The organism is Dokdonella sp. (genome assembly GCF_017744955.1).
Taxonomy (GTDB): domain Bacteria; phylum Pseudomonadota; class Gammaproteobacteria; order Xanthomonadales; family Rhodanobacteraceae; genus Dokdonella_A.
The window spans coordinates 438,314-455,854 of the sequence record NZ_JAGIAG010000002.1 but is presented as its reverse complement, the minus strand read 5'-3'; the positions used below and the strand labels follow the sequence as shown (position 1 = coordinate 455,854).

Here is a 17,541-nt window from a genome sequence, read left to right as displayed (position 1 = left end):
GAGCGGTCTCGACCGCCTCCGGCGATTCACCAGCGCGGGACCGCAATCGCCTGACACACCCGCACATCGCCGCCCCCGAGCAGCGTACGCGGACGCATTGCCGTGGCCCCGCCCTAAGGCGGGTTCTTCGTTCGCGCGTCCGGTGTACGATCCGCGCGCAGGTTCCCGCGGGGAAAAAACGGGAACCGCCTGGACGAAGGCCGCGGCGCCCTCTTCCGGCCGTGGCGATCGCATGGGGAGTTGACCTCGATGAAACTGGGTTGCAGACCCGGCCGCGCCAAGAGCGGCCAGGGCAAGTGGTTCCTTGCCGCTTTCGCGGCGACGTTGTGCATCGCGCTCGCCGCGCCCGTCTCGGCCATCCAGCCGGTCGACTCGAACCAGGGCCTGAAGACCAAGCTGTCGCGCCCGTTCCTCGCGCCGGAATTGAGCGTCCAGCCGGATCTGGAGCCGAGTCTCGAACTCGCGCCCGGCCGCTACGTACCGATGAAGACCGGCGCGGCCGAATTCCTGCAGCGGCAGGGCGGCAGCTGGGAGCTGCGCTGGGACCGGCGCTCGGATCGACCCAACCTGATCCAGGGCAGCGGCGTTCCGCTGCTGCCGGGCAAGGGCAACTCCCTCACCGCGGCGAGCCTCGGCCTCGCCGCCGACGCGACGATCGATCTCGCCGTCGTCGAAACGAAGCTGCGCGACTTCATCGCCGCGAACGACGACCTGCTGCAGACGCGCGGCCTGGAGTTCCGCCTCGATCCCGCCAGCACCGCCTACGGCAAGGGCGATACGCACTGGTTCGTCGAATTCGCGCAGTACGCCGGCGGCGTGCGGGTGGATCGCGCGAACCTGTTCTTCCGCATCTCGCACGGCAACGTCGTGCAGTTCGGCGAGGAAATGGTCGCCCCGGTGCGCGTCGACACGCGTCCGTCGATCGCACGCGCGGACGCGTTCAAGGCGGCCTGGCAGGAACTCGCCTTCCCGGCCGGTACCGAGGTCGTGGAGACGCGCGAAGCCGGCGAACTGGTGCTGCTGCCGGGCGCGCCGAGCGGCGAGAAGACGGCCGAGATCTACACCGGCGCGACCGGTGCCGGCTACGTGCATCGCCTGGCCTGGCGCTTCGTGTTCCGCGTCAACGACGACGACGTGACGTACCAGGTGCTGTTCGACGCGCACACCGGCTCGGTCATCGAGGTGCGCAACCTCGCCGTCTACGCCGACGCCACCGTCAGCGGCGGCATCTACCCGACCACCAACACCGATCCGGAAGTCGTCGAGCCGATGCCGTTCGCCGCGGTCACCAACGGCGGCGCCAAGGTCACCGACGCGCTCGGCATCTACGACTACAGCGGCGGCGCCGCGACGACCGCCCTGGACGGCAAGTACTTCAAGATGTCCGACAACTGCGGCGCGATCTCGCTGTCGAATTCGACCGACGGCAACCTCGCGCTCGGCACCAGCGGCGGCACCGACTGCGTCACGCCCGGCGTCGGCGGCGCCGGCAACACGCACGCCTCGCGTACCGGCTTCTACCACCTGACCAACATCAACCGCAAAGCGGCGACCTACCACCCGACCCTGCCGTGGCTGGCGAGCAAGGTCACCGCGAACATGAACGTCAACGACCAGTGCAACGCCGGCTGGGACGGCACCACGGTGAACTTCTTCAAGTCCGGCGGCGGCTGTTCCAACACCGGCGAGATCGCGGCCGTGTTCCTGCACGAATGGGGTCACGGCATGGACACCAACACCGGCGGCGCCGCCAGCGAGAACGGCAGCGGCGAAGCGGTCGGCGACACGTTCGCCTTCCTCGAGACGAAGGACGCCTGCATAGGCAAGAACTTCACGCCCGGCGTCCCCTGCCGCAACTGCGAGGCCACCTGCACCGGCGTGCGCGACCTCGGCGCGTTCAGCACGCACGGCGCGGCGGTCACCGCCAAGCCCTCGACGGTCATCGACAACGGCGGCATCGACTGCGATCGCTGGAGCTGCCCGTACCTGCAATTCGGCATCTTCCCGTACCAGGGTCCGATGGGCTACGAAGGCCATTGCGAGAGCTACATCGCCGGCTCGGCGAACTGGGATCTGGCGCAGGCGCTAGTCGACAAGTTCGGCGAGAGCGAAGGCTGGCAGGAGATGGATCGCATCTGGTACGGCTCGCTGATCCCGTCCAAGAGCGCCTATCGCGTGACCTCCGGCGGCCAGTGCAGTCCCGCGGCGCAAGTGGACGGCTGCGGCGCGAACAACTGGTACACGGTGTATCTCGCCGCGGACGACGACGACGGCAACCTCGCCAACGGCACGCCGAACGCCTGCCGCATCTGGGACGCGTTCAAGGCGCACGACATCGCCTGCGGCACGCGACCGGTCTGCTCGGCAGACGCACCGGACTTCTCGCTCAGCGTACCGAATCCGACGCAGACGACCTGCGCACCCGGCAGCGCGAGCTACACGATCGACATCGGTTCGCAGATGAGCTTCGCCAATCCGGTGACGCTGAACGCGAGCGGCCTGCCGGCCGGCGTCACCGCGAGCTTCACGCCGAACCCGGTCGTCCCGGGCACCAGCGCGATGCTGACCCAGACCGCGTCCGGCAGCGCCGCGGCCGGTACCTCGACGATCACGGTCGCCGGCACCGCCACGGACAGCCCCGGCCATTCCGTCACGGTGCAGTTGCAGACGACCAGCGGCACGCCGGCGACGCCGAGCCTGACCGCGCCGGCCGACGCCGCCGCCGACGTGGCGCGCCAGCCGACCTTCACCTGGGCGACGGATCCCGCCGCGCTGACCTACACGATCGAAGTCGCCAGCGATTCCGGCTTCACCACCATCGTCGCGACCGGCGAGCCGAGCGCGGCGACCTGGACGCCGGCGACGCCGCTGCAGCCGCTGACCACCTACTACTGGCGCGTCAAGGCGAACAGCCCCTGCGGCGACAGCGCGACCTCGCCGGTGTTTTCGTTCACGACCGGCGTGACCTTCCCCGAGCCGTACTGCGTGGCGGCGTTCTCCAACGCGGTCGAACCGATCACGCGCGTGACGATCGGCGGCATCGACAACACCAGCAGCCCGACCGTCGACGGCTCGCCCGCGCTCGAGGACTTCACCGCGATCGTCGGCAGCCTCACCCGCGGCGTCGCCGCCACGATCGCGGTCAAGGGCAATACGGCCGGCAACTTCACCACCTACGTCTCGGCCTACATCGACTGGAACCACAACGGCAGCTTCGACAGCGGCGAGGGCTACAACATCGGCGCGATCGCCAATTCGACCGGTACGGACGCCGTCCAGGCCACCAACACGGTCGCCGTTCCCGCCACCGCACTGACCGGCAACACGCGCATGCGCGTGATCAAGAAGTATTCCTCGTCGGTCAGCTATCCGGCGGCGTGCAATACCGAGGGATGGGGCCAGGCCGAGGACTACACCGTCACCGTCGCCGATGCGACGTCGACCTACACCGTCGGCGGCAATGTCGGCGGCCTGCTCGGCACCGGCCTGATCCTGTCGTTGAACGACGGCGCGCAGACATTGCCGATCGTCGGCGACGGCGCGTTCACGTTCCCGATCGGCCTGGCCGACGGCACCGCGTACGACGTCACCGTCGCCAGCCAGCCAGCCGGCTCGCTGTGCTCGATCGCGCAAGGCAGCGGCACGATCGCCGCGGCGAACGTGACCGACGTGGCCGTCACCTGCTCGAACGACCGCATCTTCGCGGACGGCTTCGAATCGCGCACGCCGTGACCTGACCACCGCCGCCGCACTCCGTCCCCGCCAGGGACGGAGTGCGGCGCGCGCGCCGACGCGCCAACCGGCTATACTCGCGCGTCGATGCACGCCCCGGGAGAAGCGGCTCCAGCCGCTGCCGAAGGCGCAACGCCCGTAATCGCTCAGGCTCCTGACCGGCGCGTGCACACACTCTGGAGAGATCGGTCGCGCGAACGCGCGCCGGCGCCGAAGGGGCAAGAAGCGCGAGCTTCCAAACTCTCAGGCAAAAGGACAGAGGGGCGCCCGCGTGCGGCTTCGCACGTTTTCCGTATTCCGGACGCCTCCATGACCCAGAACGCCTCGCCCTCGCTGCGCGACCTCGAACATCATTCCGCCTTCGTCGAACGCCACATCGGCCCGAACGACGCCGAGATCGCGCAGATGCTGCGCAGCGTCGGCTACGCCTCGCTCGACGCGATGACCGACGCGATCGTGCCCGGCTCGATCAAGTCGGCAGCCCCGCTGGCCCTGCCCGACGCGATCGGCGAAGTCGAAGCGCTGGCGAAGATCCGCGCCGTCGCCGACAAGAACGAAGTCTTCAGGAGCTTCATCGGCCAGGGCTACTACGGCACCCACACGCCGAACGTCATCCTGCGCAACATCCTCGAGAACCCGGCCTGGTACACGGCCTACACGCCGTACCAGGCGGAGATCTCGCAAGGCCGCATGGAAGCGCTGATCAACTTCCAGACGATGGTCGCCGACCTCACCGGCATGGAGATCGCCAACGCGTCCCTGCTCGACGAGGCGACCGCCGCGGCCGAGGCGATGACCTTGGCGAAGCGTTCGGCCAAGTCGAAGTCGAACACATTCTTCGTCGCCGACAACGTGCATCCGCAGACGCTGGAAGTGCTGCGCACGCGCGCCGAGCCGCTCGGCATCGCGCTGCATGTCGGCGCCGACGTCGAGGCCGCCGAAGTCGACGCGTTCGGCGCCCTGCTGCAATACCCCGACACCTTCGGCGGCGTGCGCGACTACCAGGCCGTCGCCGACGCCGTGCACGCGCGCGGCGGCATTCTCGCCGTCGCCAGCGACCTGCTCGCGCTGACCCTGCTGAAGGCGCCGGGCGAGTTCGGCGCCGACATCGTGGTCGGCAATTCGCAGCGCTTCGGCGTGCCGTTCGGCTTCGGCGGCCCGCATGCCGGCTTCATGGCCTGCCGCGACGCGTACAAGCGTTCGATGCCGGGCCGCCTGATCGGCGTCTCGGTCGACACCGAGGGCAAGCCCGCCTATCGCCTGACCTTGCAGACGCGCGAGCAGCACATCCGCCGCGAGAAGGCGACCTCGAACATCTGCACCGCGCAGGTGCTGCTCGCCGTGATGGCCTCGATGTACGCGGTCTACCACGGTCCGGAAGGCCTCGTGCGCATCGCGCGCCGCACGCACCGCCTGGCGGCGATCCTCGCCCGCGCGCTGCGCGAAGCCGGCGTCGCCGTCGGCGACGGCTTCTTCGACACGCTGCACGTCACCGGCATCAATGCGGCCCAGGTGCACCTGTACGCCAGCCACGAGCGCATCAACCTGCGCCACATCGACGCGACCAGCGTCGGCATCAGCCTCGACGAGACGACCACGCGCGCCGAAGTGCTCGCGCTGGCGCGCCTGTTCGGCGCCGCGATCGAGGACCTCGACGCCTTCGACGCGGACACGCCCGACGCGCTGCCGGCGTCGCTGCGGCGGCAGTCGGCGTTCCTGCAGCATCCGGTGTTCAACACGCACCACAGCGAGCACGAGCTGCTGCGCTACATGCGCGCGCTGGCGGACAAGGACCTGGCGATGGATCGCACGATGATCCCGCTCGGCTCGTGCACGATGAAGCTCAACGCCACCGCCGAGATGATCCCGGTGACCTGGCCCGAGTTCGGCAACCTGCATCCGCTGGCGCCGGCCGACCAGGCGCGCGGCTACAAGGAGCTGATCGACGGCCTCGAGGCGATGCTGGCCGAATGCACCGGCTACGACGCGGTCAGCCTGCAGCCCAATTCCGGCGCGCAGGGCGAATACGCCGGCCTGCTCGCGATCCGCGCCTACCACCGCTCGCGCGGCGAAGGCCATCGCGACATCTGCCTGATCCCCGATTCCGCGCACGGCACCAATCCGGCCTCGGCGCAGATGTGCGGCATGACCGTGGTGGTGACCAAGACCGACGCCAACGGCAATGTCGACGTCGAGGACATCCGCCGCAATGCCGAGAAGTACGGCGACCGCCTCGCCGCGATCATGATGACCTACCCGTCCACGCACGGCGTGTTCGAGGAGGAAGTGGTCGAGATCTGCGAGATCGTGCATCGCCACGGCGGGCAGGTGTACACCGACGGCGCCAACATGAACGCGCTGGTCGGCCTGGCCAAGCCGGGCAAATGGGGTTCGGACGTCTCGCACCTGAACCTGCACAAGACCTTCTGCATCCCGCACGGCGGCGGCGGCCCCGGCGTCGGCCCCTGCGCGGTGAAGTCGCACCTGGCGCCGTTCCTGCCGAGGAAGCTCGGCGGCGGCGGCGACGTCGGCATGGTTTCCGCGGCGAGCTTCGGCTCCGCCTCGATCCTGCCGATCAGCTGGATGTACGTCACGCTGATGGGCAAGGACGGGCTGCGCAAGGCGACCCAGGTCGCGATGCTCAACGCGAACTACGTCGCCAAGCGCCTCGCGCCGCACTACGAGACGCTCTACACCGGTCGCAACGGCCTGGTCGCGCACGAATGCATCCTCGACCTGCGCCCGCTCAAGGATGCGACCGGCATCAGCGCAGAGGACGTGGCCAAGCGCCTGATCGACTTCGGCTTCCACGCGCCGACCCTGAGCTTCCCCGTCGCCGGCACCTTGATGGTGGAGCCGACCGAGAGCGAATCGCTGCACGAACTGGATCGCTTCATCGACGCAATGATCCAGATCCGCGACGAGATCCGCGCGGTCGAGGACGGCCGCCTGGATCGCGAGGACAATCCGCTCAAGCACGCGCCGCACACCGCGACGCAGGTCAGCGCGAGCGAATGGACGCGCGCCTACCCGCGCGAACTGGCCGCGTTCCCGCTGCCCTCGCTGAAGCTCTCCAAGTACTGGCCGCCGGTGTCGCGCGTGGACAACGTCTACGGCGACAAGAACGTGATGTGCGCGTGCATCCCGGTGGATGCGTACAAGGAAGAAGCCGAGGCCTGAGCCCCGGCTTGCAGGAGTCGACGCCTGCTTCGGCCAGGCGTCGACCATGCTCGTTGGCCGACGGACGACGCGGCGCCCGTCCGTCGGCGAGCGGAATGATCGGCGCGCTACGGCGCCGGTTCCGCGTCGATCGTGACGTCGTCCAGGCCGTAGTTGGAGATCCGCCCGGCGCTTTCGGTGTAGCGGAATTGGATCGTGTGCTCGGCGCCGTCGGCGTACGCGCCGATGTCCACGCTGCGCTGCGTGTAGCCGTCCTCGGCGTTGGCCGGTTCCGGATAGGACGCCACCTCCACGCCGTCGATGCGCACCGTCATCATCGAATCGCTGCCGTTGACCAGGCCGATCCACAGCCAGAAATTGAGGTAGCGCGGCGCGCCGGACGGAATCCTCAGCCGCTGCGAGACGGTCGACTCCTCGGCCGAGCCTTCCACGCCGCCGAGCCAGGCCCAGATCGGGCCACGGTGCGGCCCCGCCGTGCCGAGGCCGTCGCCGCAGAACACCACCGCGCAGATCGCCGAGCCGCGGACGCTCGAGGTCGAGGTCCACGGACCATCGCCGTTGATGCTGCCCTCGAAGCCCGGGTCGGCAACCGGATTGGACGCCGGCGCACCGTCGAAACCGTTGTCGAAGACCGCGTCGACCGGCGCGTCGATGCCGGTCACCACGAACGACCGCATGCCGCTCGGGCTGGTGCGCGTCCAGCCTGCGACCGCGAGGCCGTCGCCGGAGACGGCGGTGAGTCCGCCTTCGAAGCCCCAATCGGACGGATAGGCGATCGCGCGCGCCGCCAGATAGTCGGTCAGCAGTTCGGTGCCGCCGGCCTCGGTCCAGACGTAGGGCGCGCGCGGCGGGTACAGGAAATACGAACCGGAACCGACCACCGTCCTGCCGTCGTCGCTGACGCCGAACGCGAACGGCATCGACGGAATCTCGACGACTTCGCCGGTCTCGACGTCCAGCCGCCAGGAGCCCGACGACTTGTCGCGCGGATGGAAATGACCGACCACCCAGCGACCGTTGCCGCTGACCGCCGCGCCCTCGCCGACGTTGTACTCACCCCCGTCGAGGGTGACGACCGGATACGTCGCGACACCGTCCTTCCACACCACGCCGCGCCGGAAACCCGACGCCGGCTCGTCGTTCCAGCCGGCAATCACGTGGCCGTCGGCGCTGATCGAGCTCGCGCGCGACGGCGCTTCCGGCGAGGCGACCGGCAACGGCGTCACCGCGCCGTCGGCCGCCGAGTAGTAGTAGGCCCTGGCGACGCTCCAGTCGCTCATCCAGGCCAGCCCGACCGCCGAGCCGTCGTCGGCGACGTCGTCGACGCCGGCGTTCTGCAGATCGACCGGCAGCGGCAGCGCCGTCGGGGCGCCGGCGCCGAGCGGTGACAGCGCCGGCGCGTCGGTGCCGCCGCCCGCGATCAGCGAGCCGGAGATCGCGCCGAGGTTGTTGATGCCGTTCAGATAGTTCATCCCGGTGATAGGTTCTTCCACGCCGCTCGCGCGGATCCAGCGCGCACCGCCGGCGTCGCCGGTGGAGATCGCGAGGTATTGCCCGTTCTGCGAAAACTGCGTCGCCTGTCCGTCGGCGGTGTCGAGCGGGATGAATTCGCCGGCCGCGAAGACCGAACCGCTGGCGATCGTCGCGACGGCGGCGAGATAGGGAGAAACGCGCATGGTGAGCCGACTCCTTGACGCGAAGCACGGGAAGGCCGCGGAAACCGGAGCACATGCCCCGCGCTTCTCGCGTCCGCCCACGCTAGTTGGCCTTGGAGGGAATGCGCTTCGCGCCGCGTTCGCGCAGCATTCTCGGCGTCTGCGAACCCGATCAAGCCGCACATCGGCCGCTCCCGACGCGCTATCGCCGCATGCGTTTCCGATGCGATTTCACGATTCCCGAACGACGCGACAGGCAAGGAAAAAGCCGAGGCTCACGCCTCGGCTTTCCAGGTGCCTCCCGTCGCATGAGGTCCCGACGGACGGCTAGCCGTCCGTCGGTGCCGCGCGATCAGTGGCGCTTGCGCGTCGCCGTGGCGGCGTCCGGCGTCTTCGACGCACGGACCGGCGCACGCAACGTCGGCTGCGTCGCATCGATCGTCACGTCGTCGAGGCTGTAGTTGGACATGATCCCGGCCGTCTCCGAGTAGCGGAACTCGATCGTGTGCGCGGCGCCGTCGGCATACGCGCTGATGTCCACGCTGCGCTGCGTGTAACCGGCTTCGGCTTCCGGCGGCTCCGGATAGGAAGCCACCTCGGTGCCGTCTACGCTGACCGTGAGCACCGAGTCGCTGCCGTTGACGGCGCCGATCCACAGCCAGAAGTTCAGGTACTGCGGTCCGCCGGCCGGAATCGTCACCGACTGGGAGACCGTGCTCTCCTCCGCCGCCTCTTCGGCGCCGCCGAACCAGGCCCAGGCACTGCCCGAATGCGCGCCGGCGCTGCCGCCGCCGTCGCCACACATCGAAATGCTGCACAGCGCGACGCCGAAGTTGGTCGAGGTCGACGCCCATGGCCCCGAGCCGCCGAGGCTCTGCTCGAAGCCCGAGTCGAGCACCGGATTGAGCGGCGGCGCACCGTCGAAGCCGTCCTTGAAGATCGAATCGGCCGGTGCGCTGATGCCGGTGACGATGAACGACTGCAAGCCGTTGGGACTGACGCGGGTCCAGCCGGCGACCGTGTCGCCGTCGCCGGAGATCGCCGTCAGGCCGCCTTCGAAACCCCAGTCCGACGGATATTCGATGCCCTTCGCCGTCATGTAGTCGGTCAGCAGCTGGCTGCCACCTTCCTCGGTCCAGATGTACGCCGCGCGCGGCGGAACGTCGAAGAACCCACTGGCGCCGACCACGGTCTTGCCGTCGTCGCTGATGCCGAACGCGAACGGCATGACCGGAATCTCGGTCAGCTCGCCGGTCTGGACGTTGAGGCGCCAGGAGGCCGCGCCGGTGTCGCTCGGATAGTTGCTGCCGACCACCCATTGGCCGTTGCCGCTGACGGCGGACGCTTCGCCGACGTTGTAGGTATCGGCGCCGATCGTCGCGGTCGGATAGGTCGGCACCAGGCCGATCCACACCACGCCGCGGCGGAAGCCGGTGGTCGGATCGTCGTTCCAGCCGGCGATCACGCTGCCGTCGGCGCTGATCGAGTTGCCGCGCGAACCTTCGTCCGGATCGTCGACCGGCAGCACCGCGATCGCGTTCTGGCTGGCGGAAAAGTAGTAGGCGCGGGCCACGCTCCAGTCGGTGGCCCAGGTCAGGCCGACCGCGGAGCCGTCGTCGGAAACGTCGTAGACGTCGGCGTTCTGCGTATCGGCCGGCAGCGGCATTTCGGTCGGTGCCGTCGCGCCCAGCGCGGACAGCGCCGGCACGTCCGTGCCGCCGTTGTCGGCGCCGCCGCCGACCGGTACCGAGCCGGACACGGTGCCGAGATTGTTGATTCCGTTGAGGGAGTTGAGGCCGGAGATCGGCTCCTCCGCGCCCGTGGCGCGGATCCAGCGCGCACCGCCGCTGCCGTTCACGAAGATCGAAAGGTATTCGCCGTTCTGCGAAAACTTGGTGGCCTGACCGAGTTCGGTCTGGAGCGGAATGAATTCACCGGCCTGGGCGGAAGCGCAGGCGATCAGGGTGATGGCGGCGGCGTACGGGGTGAGGCGCATTGCGGGCTGACTCCTGACAAGGGGGTTCGCAAACCTGCCGCGGAGCCGCTTCCCGACTGGGACGCCGCCCCGTGGCACCGACTGTGGAACCCGGTCAACCTAGTCCGCCCCTGCCGGAAGCGGACTCGCGCGCCATTCGCGCGTCATTCGCGAATCATTCGCGGAGCTCTTTCGCTGCTCCTATCTTTTTGAACTTTTTGATGATTTCGCGAATGCTCAGGCGAACGGATCGCGCAGCACGATGTTCGCGTCGCGATCCGGGCCGGTGCTGACGATCGCCAGCGGACAGCCGGCCAGCTCCTCCAGCGCGCGCAGGTAAGCGCGCGCGGCGGGCGGCAGCTTGTCCCATTCGGTGATGCCGTGGGTCGATTCCTGCCAGCCCGGGAATTCGAGATAGACCGGCGTGCACTCGTCCCAGCCGGCGGCGTCGAGCGGCGCGTACTCGGTGCGCTTGCCGCGGTACTCGTACGCGATGCAGATCTTCAGCTTCTCCATGCCGTCGAGGATGTCGAGCTTGGTGATGCACAGACCGCTGATGCCGTTGATCGCGACCGCGCGCTTCAGCGCGACGATGTCCATCCAGCCGCAGCGGCGCGGACGGCCGGTCGAGGCGCCGTACTCCTGGCCGCGGTCGCGGATGCCCTGCCCGATCTCGTCGTTGAGTTCGGTCGGGAACGGGCCGCCGCCGACGCGCGTGGCGTAGGCCTTGGCGATGCCGAGCACGTAGTCGATCGTGTCGGCGCCGACGCCGGTGCCGGCCAGCGCGCCGCCGATGGTCGTGTTCGACGAGGTCACGTAGGGATAGGTGCCGTGGTCGATGTCGAGCAGCGCGCCCTGCGCGCCCTCGAACAGAACGCGCTTGCCCTGCTTGCGCAGCTCGTACAAGAGACCGGCGACGTCGGACTTCATCGGCTGCACGTACTCGCCGAACGCCAGCGCCTCGTCGTAGGTCTGCTGGAAGTCGATCGCCTCGCCGCCCAGATACCGGGTCAACACGAAGTTGTGGTAGTCGAGCGCGGTGCGCAGCAGCTCGGCCAGTTGCTCCGGATAGTGCAGGTCGGCGACGCGGATGCCGCGACGCGCGACCTTGTCCTCGTAGGCCGGACCGATGCCGCGGCCGGTGGTGCCGATCGCCTTGCCGCCGGCGGCCTTCTCGCGCGCCTGATCGAGCGCGATGTGGTACGGCATGATCAGCGGCGTGGCCGGGCTGATCTTCAGCCGCGAACGCACCTCGACACCGCTCGCCTCGAGCTCCTCGATCTCCTTGCGCAGCGCCGCCGGCGACAGCACCACGCCGTTGCCGATCAGGCACAGCGCGTCGTCGCGCAGGATGCCGGACGGGATCAGGTGCAGCACGGTCTTCTTGCCCTTGATGACCAGGGTGTGGCCGGCGTTGTGGCCGCCCTGGAAGCGCACCACTGCGCCGATGTCCTGCGTCAGCAGGTCGACGATCTTGCCCTTGCCTTCGTCGCCCCATTGCGCGCCGAGAATGACGACTGACTTGCCCATGTTGTTCTCGCCAGATGAAACGGAAATTGTGGAGTGCAGGCGCCGGTGCGCCGCGAACGGCGGTGTCGGCAGCCCGCCCATCTTGCCATTCCCGCGCGGACACCCGGGCCGAGAAAGGATTCGACCTCGGCGTCCGTGCGGGAAACCGCTCTCCACCCGGCCGTCACGCGGCGGATGGAGAGCCGTTTCTAAATCAATGCACGACCTTCAGCGCGATCAGGCCGACCGCCATCATCGCGCCGCCGATCATACGCAGCGAACGTGGATCGATTTGTTGCATCTGTTCGGCCATGCGTTTCCACGCCTGCGGTGCGGCGAACAGGAACAGGCCCTCGAGCACGAGGATCAGGCACAAGGCCGCCGCCAGTTCGCTCACTTGCTCTCTTGCAGGTAATGCAGGAACTCGCTCTTCGGATCGAGCAGCAGCAGGCCGTTCGGCGTCACGAACGACTCGCGGTAGGCCTCCAAGCTGCGGTAGAACGCGTAGAACTCCGCGTCGCGCCCGTAGGCGGCGGCGTAGGTCTGGGCGGCGGCGGCATCGCCTTCGCCGCGGGTCTTCTCGGCGTCGCGGTAGGCTTCGGCCTTGATCACCTGCACCTGGCGGTCGGCGTCGGCCTGGATCGTGCGCGAAACCTCTTCGCCCTCGGCGCGCAGCTGGCTGGCGACCTTCTTGCGTTCCGAACGCATGCGTTCGTACACCGAATTGATCACGGTGCCGTCTTCGGGCAGGTCGATGCGCTTGATGCGCAGGTCGATCACCTCGATGCCGAGGCCCTCGATGGCGGTATTGGCCTCCGCGATCAGCCCCTGGGTCAGGTCCGCACGACCGCCGGAAACCAGTTCCTGCAGCGTCTTGGAGTTCACCGCGGTACGCAGGCCGTCGCGGATGCGCGGCGCGACGCGCGTCTGCGCGACCGACTCGTCGCCGCCGACCGACACGTAGTATCGGGCCGGGTCGGAGATGCGCCACTTCACGAAGAAGTCGATGTTGACGTCCTTCTTCTCGGAGGTGAGCGTGCGCTCGGGCGGCGACTCCAGCGTCAGCAGTCGCTTGTCGAACCGCTGCACCTGCTGCAGCAGCGGCATCTTGAAATGCAGGCCCGGCTCGTAACCGCTTTTCACGATCCGGCCGAACTGGAGAAGAATCGCGGTCTGGTCCGCACGCACGATGAAGATCGAACTGCCGGCGATGAAGACAGCCGCCAGCAGGATCACGATGGAAGCGAAACGCATCAGCGACCTCCCTTGCCCGATTCCGGCGCGACGACCGTGGCGCCGGCCGCACCCGGCACCGCGGCGCGGATTTCCGGCGAGGCCGGCAACGAGATGATGTTCTTGCCGCCGGAGAAGTCGATGATCTTCGGCGTGCGCTCGAGCACGCCCTGCATCGTTTCCAGGTACATGCGCTTGCGCGTGACTTCCGGCGCGGCTTTGTACTGCGCCTGCACCAGGTTGAAGCGCTGCGCGTCACCCTCGGCGCGCGCGACGCGCTCGCTCTTGTAGCCCTCGGCCTCGGCACGCGTGGTGGCGGCGTCGCCGCGCGCCTCCGGCACGACTTTGCTGGCGTAGGCCTTCGCCTCCTCTTCCAGGCGCTGCTTGTCCTGCAATGCGCGGCTGGCGTCGTCGAAGGCGTCCTTGACTTCCTGCGGCGGGCGCACGTTCTGGAAGTTCAGCGCGTTCACGGTCAGGCCGGTCTTGTACTGATCCAGCGTCGCCTGCAGCTGCTGCTTGGCGCGCGTGATCAGCTCGGCGCGCTGGCCGGACAGGATCGTGTCCATCGTGCCGGCGCCGATCACCGAACGCACCGCGCTCTCGGCCGCCTGGCCGAGCGTACCGTCCGGATCGCGCACGCCGAACAGCACCTTCTGCGGATCGGTGACGAGGTACTGCACGTTGAAGTCGATCAGCACGATGTTCTCGTCGCGCGTCAGCATGCGCACCTGCGCGTTGGTGGTGCGCATGCCGCCGACGTTGACTTTGTAGAGCGTCTCGATCGGACGCGGCAGCTTGAAGTTGATGCCCGGCGTCATCAGGCGCGCCACTTCGCCGAAGCGCAGCACGACGCCCGACTCGCCCGCCTTGATCAGCGCGAAGCTGTCGAAGACCAGCCAGACCAGCACGATCGCGACCACCGCGACGCCGGGACCGCCGCCCTTGCCGCCGAACAGGCGATTGAAGAATTCGCGCAGACGCCGGGTCAGCGCATCCAGATCCGGTCCGGAGCCGTTGCCGCCGTTGTCGCGCCACGGGTCGCGCTGCTTGCCGCCGCCGGGTTCATTCCACGCCATTACTCGCTACCTCGCTGCCCGCAACCTTGCCGACATTCTGAGCTTCACTGATTTGGGCTTCACTGAAAAGTGCGGCCAGGGACGGTCGCCTGAGGCGCGTCGTCGGCGGTGATCGCATCCTGACCCGCTGCGCCGTGGCTCCGGAGGCGATCGGGGGGCGATCGCAAGAGACCACGATCGCAAGGATCAATCTACGCCACCACCGCCGGATTGTAGGTAGCGTCCTCCGCTGCGGCAAGCCGATCCAGACGCTCGCGCAGCCATTCGCCGTCGCCGTGGGGCAGGCCGAACAGAGGTTCGACCAGGGCGCGCGGCGCGTCGATGCGGATGTGCCAGCCGCTCTCGTCGGCGCTTTCCTCGGCGATCAGGCCCTGCGCGTGCAGGCGCGCGCGCAGCCGGCCGGCGGAGGACGGCAATTGCAGCTGCGCGCGCACGCGCTCGCTGCCGAGCCGCTGCTCGATCGCGCGGCGCAGGCCGTCCAGCCCGGCCCCGCTCGTCGCCGACACCCAGGCACGCGGCTGTTCGCCGCCGTCGATGTAGTCGAGCCGGTAGGTCGGCTTCGACGAAGCCGCTGCGGATCGAGCAGCCCCGTCGTGGACGGCCGCGTCCGCGCTGTCGTCGGCAGGGACCTCCGCTTGAGGCATATCATCGGCCTGAAGCAGGTCGATCTTGTTGAACACCAGCACCTGCGGCAGATCGTCGGCACCGATCTCGGCCAATACCTTCTCGACGTCGGCGATGCGCTCGTCGCGCTCCGCGTCGGAAGCGTCGACGACGTGCAGCAGCAGATCCGCATCGCGCGCCTCGGCGAGCGTCGAGCGGAATGCGGCGACGAGATCGTGCGGCAGGTCGCGGATGAAGCCGACCGTGTCGGCGAGCAGGATCGGACCGCAGTCCAGGCCGTCGAGGCGGCGCAGGGTCGGGTCCAGCGTCGCGAACAACTGGTCGGCGGCGTACACGCCCGAGCCGGTCAGCGTGTTGAAGAGGGTCGACTTGCCGGCGTTGGTGTAGCCGACCAGCGCCACCACCGGCAGCGCGTTGCGCTGGCGCGAGCGGCGCGCGGTGGCGCGCTGCGTCTCGACCTTCTCCATGCGCTTCTGCAACTGCTTGACGCGCTCGCCGAGCAGGCGGCGGTCGAGTTCGAGCTGGGTTTCGCCGGGACCGCGCAGGCCGATCGAACCGCCGCGCTGGCGTTCGAGGTGGGTCCAGCCGCGCACCAGGCGCGTGGACATGTGCTTGAGCTGCGCCAGCTCGACTTGCAGCTTGCCTTCGTGCGAACGCGCGCGCTGCGCGAAGATGTCGAGGATTAGGCCAGTGCGGTCGACCACGCGGCACTGGGTGAGCTTCTCGAGGTTGCGCTCCTGCACGGGGCTGAGCGCGTGATTGACCAGGATCAGGTCGGCGTCCAGCGCCTGCTTGTGTTCCTTCAGTTCCTCGGCCTTGCCTTCGCCGACGAAATAGCGCGGGTTGGGCCGTTCGACGCGCGCGCCGAGCGAACCGACGACGGTGGCGCCGGCCGAGCGCGCGAGTTCGCCGAATTCCTCCAGCGCGAGCGGATCGTGTTGGCCCGGCGCCTGCGGCTGCAGCAGCAGCGCGCGCTCGCCCTTTTTGGATCGTTCGAACAGGAGACTGGCCCTCGGTTGGGAACCGCCTGGATGCGTCCGTTGCGGACGAATTCAAGCCCGGCGGTCCGCCCGATCAGCTCGCTTCGTCGGTCGCGTCCACGGAGACCGCATGGCCGCCGGAGCCGCCGCCTTCCTGAGCGCCGCCGACGCGCACGTTGCGCGAAGGCACGACGGTCGAGATCGCGTGCTTGTAGACCATCTGACTGACCGTGTTGCGCAGCAGCACGACGAACTGGTCGAACGACTCGACGGTGCCCTGCAACTTGATGCCGTTGACCAGATAGATCGACACCGGCACGCGCTCACGGCGCAAAGCATTCAAAAACGGATCCTGCAGCGACTGCCCCTTGGACATGGTCTTCTTCTCCCAGCAACGAAATCACGAACCGGCAAAAAGTCACGCGGCGCATCAGGGAGGAGCTCCCCGCGCAACGCCCGATTCAATCCGCGTTCAGCCAAGCACGCATCTTAACGATTTGTTCCGACAATTAAAACGGCATCGTTCGCGTTCCGTGACGATCATGCGAGGAAGTCGGCGACCGCCCTCGCCGCATGTTCCGCCAAATCGGCGCGATCCGGCGTGAACGTGCGCGCATCCAGCTCGCTGCGCAGCCAGGTGGTCTGCCGTTTCGCCAATTGCCGCGTCGCAAAAATCGCGCGCTGGACGAAGGTCTCCCGATCGATCTCGCCGGCCAGATACGGCCACACCTGACGATACCCGACCGCGCGCATCGCCGGCAGATCGAACTTCGTCCCGACGGCCGCCAGCAGCTGCCGCGCCTCGTCCAGAAATCCGGCGCCGAGCATCGCCTCGAAACGCGCCGCGATCACCGCGTGGAGCGGCGCGCGCTCCGCGGGCAGCAAGGCCAGCTTGAGGACGCGCCACGGCAGGCGATCGCGCTGCCCGCCCTGCTGCTCGCTGAGCGGCCGGCCGGTGAGCGCGATGACTTCCAGCGCGCGCTGGATGCGCTGCGCGTCGTTCGGGCGGATGCGCGCGGCGGCCGGCGGGTCGAGCCCGGCCAGACGCGCGTGCAGCGCCGGCCAGCCGAGCCGCGCCGCCTCTTCGGCCAATCCGGCGCGCACGCCGGCGTCGGCTTCCGGCAAGTCGGACAGGCCGCGCTCGAGCGCGCGAAAGTACAGGCCGGTGCCGCCGACCAGGAGCGGCACCGCGCCCGATCGCGTCACCTCGTCCATCGCGGCCAGCGCGTCGACGCGGAAATCGGCCGCCGAATACGGCTGTGTGGGATCGCGAATGTCGATCAGGCGATGCGGATGGCGCGCCAGCGTCGCCACGTCCGGCTTGGCCGCTCCGATGTCCAGGCCGCGATAGACCAGAGCGGAGTCGACGCTGATCAGACCCAGCGCGAAGCGCTCGGCCAGCGCGCAGGCGAGCGCGGTCTTGCCGGACGCGGTCGGTCCCATCAGGAAGATCGCAGGTGGGCGTCGATCGGCGAATGGCATCGGAAGATTGTATGTCGAGTGCGAGAGTCTGCTTGTCGCAAGCATCCGTCCATGGAGCGCACCCGGTCGGCTGCTGCCTCCCACTCGCACCGCCG

The 17,541-nt window shown here is 68.6% G+C and carries 11 protein-coding genes and 1 riboswitch; of the genes, 2 read left to right on the top strand and 9 right to left on the bottom strand.

What is annotated here, in order from left to right; translation table 11 throughout:
• Positions 1–249 precede the first annotated feature (249 nt).
• Together J7520_RS07055 and gcvP are read left to right on the top strand one after the other, a co-directional pair.
• Complete coding sequence (locus tag J7520_RS07055; RefSeq protein WP_291185878.1) at positions 250–3,732, top strand: GEVED domain-containing protein; 3,483 nt, start codon at positions 250–252, stop codon at positions 3,730–3,732.
• Between the two features lie 166 nt (positions 3,733–3,898).
• Positions 3,899–4,001, top strand: a riboswitch (glycine riboswitch).
• A 40-nt stretch (positions 4,002–4,041) separates the two neighbouring features.
• A complete protein-coding gene (gcvP, locus tag J7520_RS07050) occupies positions 4,042–6,912 on the top strand; it encodes an aminomethyl-transferring glycine dehydrogenase (protein WP_291185876.1) in 2,871 nt (956 codons plus the stop codon).
• 107 nt (positions 6,913–7,019) lie between these two features.
• Here gcvP and J7520_RS07045 read toward each other — a convergent pair whose 3' ends face one another.
• The 9 genes from J7520_RS07045 to miaA form a co-directional block, all read right to left on the bottom strand.
• Positions 7,020–8,588, bottom strand: a complete 1,569-nt coding sequence (locus J7520_RS07045) for a hypothetical protein (protein WP_291185873.1) — start codon at positions 8,586–8,588, stop codon at positions 7,020–7,022.
• A 331-nt stretch (positions 8,589–8,919) separates the two neighbouring features.
• Positions 8,920–10,563, bottom strand: a complete 1,644-nt coding sequence (locus J7520_RS07040) for a hypothetical protein (protein ID WP_291185871.1) — start codon at positions 10,561–10,563, stop codon at positions 8,920–8,922.
• A 216-nt stretch (positions 10,564–10,779) separates the two neighbouring features.
• Positions 10,780–12,072, bottom strand: a complete 1,293-nt coding sequence (locus J7520_RS07035) for an adenylosuccinate synthase (RefSeq protein WP_291185868.1) — start codon at positions 12,070–12,072, stop codon at positions 10,780–10,782.
• A 193-nt stretch (positions 12,073–12,265) separates the two neighbouring features.
• Complete coding sequence (locus J7520_RS07030; RefSeq protein WP_291185865.1) at positions 12,266–12,448, bottom strand: DUF2065 family protein; 183 nt, start codon at positions 12,446–12,448, stop codon at positions 12,266–12,268.
• Positions 12,445–13,305: a protease modulator HflC gene (gene hflC / locus J7520_RS07025; RefSeq protein ID WP_291185862.1), complete on the bottom strand. Its 861-nt coding sequence runs from the start codon at positions 13,303–13,305 to the stop codon at positions 12,445–12,447. Before hflC ends, J7520_RS07030 begins: the two co-directional genes overlap by 4 nt.
• Positions 13,305–14,360, bottom strand: a complete 1,056-nt coding sequence (gene hflK, locus J7520_RS07020; protein WP_291185860.1) for an FtsH protease activity modulator HflK — start codon at positions 14,358–14,360, stop codon at positions 13,305–13,307. The genes hflC and hflK overlap by 1 nt, the downstream gene beginning before the upstream one ends.
• Before the next feature lie 191 nt (positions 14,361–14,551).
• The gene (hflX, locus tag J7520_RS07015; RefSeq protein ID WP_291186534.1) at positions 14,552–15,985 is read right to left on the bottom strand and encodes a ribosome rescue GTPase HflX; all 1,434 of its coding nucleotides are present in this window, start codon (positions 15,983–15,985) and stop codon (positions 14,552–14,554) included.
• A gap of 73 nt (positions 15,986–16,058) precedes the next feature.
• Positions 16,059–16,340, bottom strand: a complete 282-nt coding sequence (gene hfq, locus J7520_RS07010) for an RNA chaperone Hfq (RefSeq protein ID WP_291185858.1) — start codon at positions 16,338–16,340, stop codon at positions 16,059–16,061.
• Between the two features lie 164 nt (positions 16,341–16,504).
• On the bottom strand, positions 16,505–17,446 hold the full coding sequence (miaA, locus tag J7520_RS07005) for a tRNA (adenosine(37)-N6)-dimethylallyltransferase MiaA (RefSeq protein WP_291185856.1): 942 nt from the start codon (positions 17,444–17,446) through the stop codon (positions 16,505–16,507).
• Positions 17,447–17,541: the final 95 nt, after the last annotated feature.

Bases quoted from the DNA above. Each gene is read 5' to 3' on its own strand.
- miaA (WP_291185856.1), bottom strand. From the start codon at position 17,446: ATGCCATTCGCCGATCGACGCCCACCTGCGATCTTCCTGATGGGACCG.
- hflK (WP_291185860.1), bottom strand. From the start codon at position 14,360: ATGGCGTGGAATGAACCCGGCGGCGGCAAGCAGCGCGACCCGTGGCGC.
- gcvP (WP_291185876.1), top strand. From the start codon at position 4,042: ATGACCCAGAACGCCTCGCCCTCGCTGCGCGACCTCGAACATCATTCC.
- J7520_RS07035 (WP_291185868.1), bottom strand. From the start codon at position 12,072: ATGGGCAAGTCAGTCGTCATTCTCGGCGCGCAATGGGGCGACGAAGGC.
- J7520_RS07045 (WP_291185873.1), bottom strand. From the start codon at position 8,588: ATGCGCGTTTCTCCCTATCTCGCCGCCGTCGCGACGATCGCCAGCGGT.
- hfq (WP_291185858.1), bottom strand. From the start codon at position 16,340: ATGTCCAAGGGGCAGTCGCTGCAGGATCCGTTTTTGAATGCTTTGCGC.
- J7520_RS07055 (WP_291185878.1), top strand. From the start codon at position 250: ATGAAACTGGGTTGCAGACCCGGCCGCGCCAAGAGCGGCCAGGGCAAG.
- J7520_RS07040 (WP_291185871.1), bottom strand. From the start codon at position 10,563: ATGCGCCTCACCCCGTACGCCGCCGCCATCACCCTGATCGCCTGCGCT.
- hflC (WP_291185862.1), bottom strand. From the start codon at position 13,305: ATGCGTTTCGCTTCCATCGTGATCCTGCTGGCGGCTGTCTTCATCGCC.